General features: G+C 63.6%; 7 protein-coding genes and 1 tRNA gene. 7 read left to right on the forward strand and 1 reads right to left on the reverse strand.

Going from position 1 to position 4,279, the window contains the following annotated elements; all coding sequences use genetic code 11:
- From EOA29_RS27110 to EOA29_RS27130, 5 genes are all read left to right on the forward strand, one after another.
- Window positions 1–894, forward strand: an 894-nt coding sequence (locus tag EOA29_RS27110) for a phage major capsid protein (RefSeq protein WP_127221858.1), incomplete at its 5' end; no start/stop codon positions are given.
- A complete protein-coding gene (locus EOA29_RS27115) occupies window positions 894–1,445 on the forward strand; it encodes an HK97 family phage prohead protease (RefSeq protein ID WP_127221859.1) in 552 nt (183 codons plus the stop codon). The genes EOA29_RS27110 and EOA29_RS27115, both read left to right, overlap by 1 nt.
- A complete protein-coding gene (locus tag EOA29_RS27120; protein ID WP_127221860.1) occupies window positions 1,445–1,987 on the forward strand; it encodes a hypothetical protein in 543 nt (180 codons plus the stop codon). The genes EOA29_RS27115 and EOA29_RS27120 overlap by 1 nt, the downstream gene beginning before the upstream one ends.
- Window positions 1,987–3,045 (forward strand): phage portal protein, encoded by a 1,059-nt coding sequence (locus EOA29_RS27125; protein WP_127221861.1) that lies wholly within the window; start codon window positions 1,987–1,989, stop codon window positions 3,043–3,045. The genes EOA29_RS27120 and EOA29_RS27125 overlap by 1 nt, the downstream gene beginning before the upstream one ends.
- The gene (locus tag EOA29_RS27130) at window positions 3,042–3,251 is read left to right on the forward strand and encodes a hypothetical protein (protein ID WP_127221862.1); all 210 of its coding nucleotides are present in this window, start codon (window positions 3,042–3,044) and stop codon (window positions 3,249–3,251) included. Before EOA29_RS27125 ends, EOA29_RS27130 begins: the two co-directional genes overlap by 4 nt.
- A gap of 126 nt (window positions 3,252–3,377) precedes the next feature.
- Here the strand turns inward: EOA29_RS27130 and EOA29_RS27135 are convergent.
- Window positions 3,378–3,453: transfer RNA gene (locus EOA29_RS27135), tRNA-Thr, on the reverse strand.
- Window positions 3,454–3,604: 151 nt separating this feature from the next.
- Here EOA29_RS27135 and EOA29_RS27140 point away from each other — a divergent pair.
- The gene (locus tag EOA29_RS27140; protein ID WP_126094136.1) at window positions 3,605–3,772 is read left to right on the forward strand and encodes a hypothetical protein; all 168 of its coding nucleotides are present in this window, start codon (window positions 3,605–3,607) and stop codon (window positions 3,770–3,772) included.
- Window positions 3,773–4,020: 248 nt separating this feature from the next.
- A partial coding sequence (locus EOA29_RS27145; RefSeq protein ID WP_127221863.1) for a BA14K family protein occupies window positions 4,021–4,279 on the forward strand: 259 nt, incomplete at its 3' end.

The raw sequence follows: 4,279 nt of genomic DNA on the forward strand, positions 1-4,279 counted from the left end.
GCGCTCGAACAGCGTGCCGGTGAGACCGTCGCGAGCGGTACGCCTGCGCCGAAGATGACCGCGCCGATTATCGATAGGTTGTTTCCGCAGTCCGTCGCCTCGATCATGGGCGGCCGGCTGATTTCTATCAGCCAGGGCAGCGAGGAATATCCGCTGACCGCGTCGTCCGTCACTGCCGGCTGGCAGGCCACGGAAACCGGTGCGGTTGCTGGTCCGACCGTCTATTCGACGGCACAGCGCACGGTCGCGCCGAATAACACGCTCGGCATTCAGATGAAAATCACGCGCAAGGCGCTGAAGCAGTCCGGCGACGCGCTCGAGCAGGCCGTGAGGCGTGACATGAACGGCGCTATTGCGCAGGCCATGGACGCGGCGGTGTTTCAGGGCACGGGCGCCAGCGGTCAGCCTGCGGGCTTGCTGGTCGGCTCTTACGGCATCACGTCCACGGCCGTGGCCGCTGCTGCGACTTGGGCGGCTTTCCGTTCGGCCATCGTGCGGTTCCTGGTCGCCAACGCTGCCAACTCGCCGAGCGAAGTCAAGTTGCTGATCCGGCCCGAAATCTTCGACAAGATGGACGGCACGCTGATCACCAACACCGGCATTTCTGAGTGGGACCGCATGCTGAATAACGTCCCGGCTGCCAACATTGCCATGTCGTCGAACGCTCTGGCCGCGCCTACCGGCACGCCGGCAGCCTCCACGGCACTGCTTACGACCGACATCGGTGGCGTGCCTCCGTTCTTCGTCGGCCTGTTCGGTGGCATCGACCTGATCCGCGACCCGTTCTCCGACGCGGCTTCGGGCGGCCTTCGCCTGACCGGCCTGGCCACCATGGACGTGTCGGCCGGCCGCGCGCCTCAGCTGCAGATTCTCACGGGCGTTCAGAGCGCATAATGCTTTACGGCGCTCCGGTTTCCTTGGAAATCCGCGCCGAAGGTGGAGCGACCCGGTTGACGGGTCGCTTTCCTTATGGCTCGGAAACCACGCTCGGCGATGGCAGGCGGGAACGCTTCGCCGCCCGAGCCTTCCGCTCCCGCATCGATGCCGGCGAGAATGTCTTCCTGCTCGCCGGTCACGATCCAGAAAAGCCGCTGGCCTCTACGGAGGCCGGCTCTCTAACGCTTCGCGACGGCGAAGACGCCTTGCATATCGAGGCGCGTGTCGCGGCCACGACCACTTGGGCAAACGATGCCCTTGCGGCGCTGGCGGCCGGTCTCACTAAGGGCATTTCTCCGGGCTTCCGGGTGCGTTCCGGTGGCGACGTCGTCACGCGCTCGGCTGATGGCCTCTTGCGTACCGTCAATGCTGCCGACCTGTTCGAAGTGTCGTTAGTCACGCTCCCAGCCTACGACCAGGCGCAAATAGCGGCTCGCTCGTGGGCGCTTGCGGCTGCTGAGGCCGACGACGCAGGCATGCGGCGCGCGTTTAACCGGTGGAGGGCCTGATGACGGCTGTTACACTCAAGCAGACCGAAGGCGCTCCCAGCGCCTTCCCTGCGGCTCCTACGGGCCTGTCGACGGCGGCTGCTGCGCTCGATGCCAACATGATCTGGCAGCGCATCGAGGCCTATACGGCATGGCGCTTCACCTCTCGCTCTATCGAGTGGATTGTGGAGGGCTGTGGCGAATGGCGTGCGCCACTGGCGCCGGCCACCATCACCACGGTGGAAGAATGGCTGGCCACCAATGCTTGGGCGACGGCAACGCTCGATCCCTCGCCAACTGGCGGCTACATGCTGCCCGGCGACGGGCCTTACCGCTTCACTGGCACGGTAGGCGGCGGCACCGCTCCTGCGGCCATACAGGAGGCATTCAGGCGGCTTGCCGAGTACATGGCCGCTTCCAAGCGCGGCTCGCCTGGCACGACCCGTGAGAAGGTGGTGGCGGGCTCCGTCATGGTCGACAAGTCCCGCTCGGCCTCATGGGCGGCTGAGGCAATGTCGAATAGCGGCGCTGGCGACTTGCTGCGCAACTTCAGGAGAGTCTGATGGGTATTTTCGATTGGTTCCGGCGCTCTCCTGTTGAACAGCGTTCGGCCATGAGCGGCTTTACCGCCGAACTGATGGCGGCGCGGGAATCCTACATTAGCGGCAGGCGCGGTATTGCCGAACTGACGGCAACCGCGCAATCTTGCATTAGCCTATGGGAAGGCGCCTTCGCGCTCGCCGAGGTCGACGGCACCAACCTGCTAGACAAGCGAACCCTTGCGCTCACGGCCCGCTCTGTGGCGCTGCGGGGCGAGGCCGTCTTCCTGATCCGCGATAAGCTTATTCCCTGTAGCGATTGGGATCTGTCGACGCGTGATGGCATCCCGAAGGCTTATCGCTTGTCGATCTCGGAGGCGGGAGGCGGCACCACGCAAACGGCACTGGCCGGCGAAGTGGTGCATTTGCGTATTGGCGTCGATCCGGCCGCACCGTGGCTCGGAACGGCACCGCTGAGGCGCGCGTCGCTGACGGCTGGCCTGCTCAATGCACTGGAAAGCGCACTGGCCGAGGTCTACGAAAACGCGCCGCTCGGCTCGCAGATTGTGCCCTATCCCGAAGGGCCTGAAACCGACATGACGACGCTTGGCCGCTCATTCCGCGGGCAGCGTGGCCGTGTCCTGCTTCGCGAGAGCGTGAACGTCTCGGCCGCTGGCGGCCCGGCTCCTGCTGTGGACTGGAAACCCGCGAACGTTACTCCCGACATCGAGAAGAGCATGTCCGTAGAAAGCCTGGCAGCGGCACGGGACGCCATTGCAGGGGCCTTTGGCGTGCTTCCCGGCCTGTTCAACGCAGCGACTACCGGGCCGCTCGTACGCGAGGCGCAAAGGCATCTTGCGCAGTGGACGTTGCAGCCGATCGCGGCGCTTCTGGCGCAGGAGGCGAGCGAGAAGCTCGGCGCCGCTGTCGACATCGACGTGATGGCACCGACCCAGGCCTTCGACGCGGGCGGATCGGCCAGGGCGCTGGCAACCATCGTGCAAGCCTATGCGCAGGCGAAAGAGGCCGGCTTGGCTCCTACCGTCGTCGACGCCGCACTAGCGAGGCTCGACTGGAAATGAAGCTAGCTTGGCTAAATCCACCATCGGGCGGCCAGCCGCAATCGCCCGATGCGGTGCGCAATCAGACCAACGGTCTGCGGCGCATCAAAGAGCGGAAGGAACGGCAAGCCCGCAAGGCACAGGAAGAACAGCCCGACGACGGGCTGAGGCGATTCCTGAAAGCCGACTCTGCCGTTGAAGAGACCATGCGACGGGCGGGGCTGTAGCGTGTTGCATCCGTGTTGCACGGAATAAATCGCAACACGTTGAAAAGCCCGGAAATGCGCGGTTTTCAATGTAACGTGTTGCAAGGGCATGCAACACGTTATTTTGCGCTAAGCTATTGATTTTATTGGTGCCCCCGGACGGGATCGAACCGCCGACCTTCGGTTTACAAAACCGCTGCTCTACCAGCTGAGCTACAAGGGCACGGGGCTCCGGTAGCACATTTCGTGCGCCAGTAAAGACAAAACTCCGTTTTGGGTTGCTGATGGATGCCGTGGCTTAGCCGGCGTGCTGAAATGCGCCGCGCCGCTTCCTACATCTTCGTCAGGTGCAATCGCATCGAACGGGGTGCCGCATGATCAGATTTGTCATCATCCTGCCGCTCATCGTGGTGACCTGGCTTCTCCTGGTGAAGGCCATCAGCGATCTGAAGAAAGCCAATATCGACTGGACCGGCGTCGCCACCATCGTCGGGTTCATCGTGCTGGCGTTCTGGCTGCGCCATATCACGGGGATGGGGTGAAAAGAGTGAGTAGGCAGTAGTGAGTAGGCAGTAGTGAGTAGGGGGCTCGGCCGGCGCTGATGCTGACTACACATGCTACTGACTACTCACCAATCCCTACTCACTAGAAGGCGCGAGCCTTGAAAGACCGGCCGCTTCCGGTTTCGCGAAAAAATCTGAAAAAAATCCTCGAACCTTTTTCCGGGTCGCCGCGACAGACGGTCAAGAGGCGGATGGATCGCCTCGGTCACGAAACCAAGGAGATCATCATGTTCAAGCGCACGCTCGTTTCCACCCTCATCGCCACCACCGTTGCTGCCGGCACTCTGGCAGGCACCGTCCAGCCCTCGGCCGCCTCTGACCATCATCACCGCCGCGAGCTCGGCATCGGCATCGCCGCCGGCGTCGGCGGTTTCGTCCTCGGCAGCCTGCTTGCCCAGCAGCAGCCGCAGCCGGTCTATGTCGACGAATACGGCGGTGGTTCTTGGCATGTCCGCCGCTGCCTGGCCCGCTACGCCAGCTACGATC

The sequence above is a fragment of the Mesorhizobium sp. M1E.F.Ca.ET.063.01.1.1 genome (assembly GCF_003998155.1).
Lineage (GTDB): Bacteria > Pseudomonadota > Alphaproteobacteria > Rhizobiales > Rhizobiaceae > Mesorhizobium.